Origin of the sequence: Mesorhizobium sp. M7A.F.Ca.US.005.03.2.1 (assembly GCF_003997795.1) — a bacterium.
GTDB classification, from domain to species: Bacteria; Pseudomonadota; Alphaproteobacteria; order Rhizobiales; family Rhizobiaceae; genus Mesorhizobium; species Mesorhizobium ciceri.
In genome coordinates, this window is record NZ_RZRP01001650.1 from 1 (window position 1) to 389 (window position 389).

Here is a 389-nt window from a genome sequence, read left to right on the forward strand (position 1 = left end):
GCATCGGGCGGCGTCAGCGTCGCCAGGAAATCCTCGGCATAGGGATCGTAGGGAACGAAGAGGTTGCCTGCTATGGCGCAAGCGACCCAGAACAAAAGCAGCAGCAATCCGACCACGACCGACGGCGGCAATCCGGCGAAAGCACTGCGAATCCGGCGCATTGTCGAAAAGCCCGCCACGGCGAGCTGCGGTGCGGGAAACTCGGCCAGATCCGTCATGGCGAGGTCCGGCGGCGTTGCCGCGGATCGAGCAGCGCCAGCAAGAGGTCGCCGGCCGCCGCCGACAGCACGAAGATGGCCGCCATCACCAATACGCCTGCCTCCAGCATCGGGAAATCACGGGCCTTGGCCGCGTTCAGGACCAGATTGCCAAGTCCCTGGATGCCGAAC

1 protein-coding gene and 1 pseudogene are annotated in these 389 nt (G+C 65.0%); both read right to left on the reverse strand.

All coding sequences use genetic code 11. The annotated features are described in order from the left end of the window. Positions 1 to 218: pseudogene (locus tag EN991_RS39630) on the reverse strand (ABC transporter permease); the annotation flags it as partial. Further along, positions 215 to 382 carry an ABC transporter permease subunit gene (locus tag EN991_RS39635; protein ID WP_281058870.1) on the reverse strand — a complete coding sequence of 56 codons (168 nt, stop codon included), beginning with the start codon at positions 380 to 382 and terminating at the stop codon, positions 215 to 217. The gene EN991_RS39635 and the pseudogene EN991_RS39630, both read right to left, overlap by 4 nt. Positions 383 to 389: the final 7 nt, after the last annotated feature.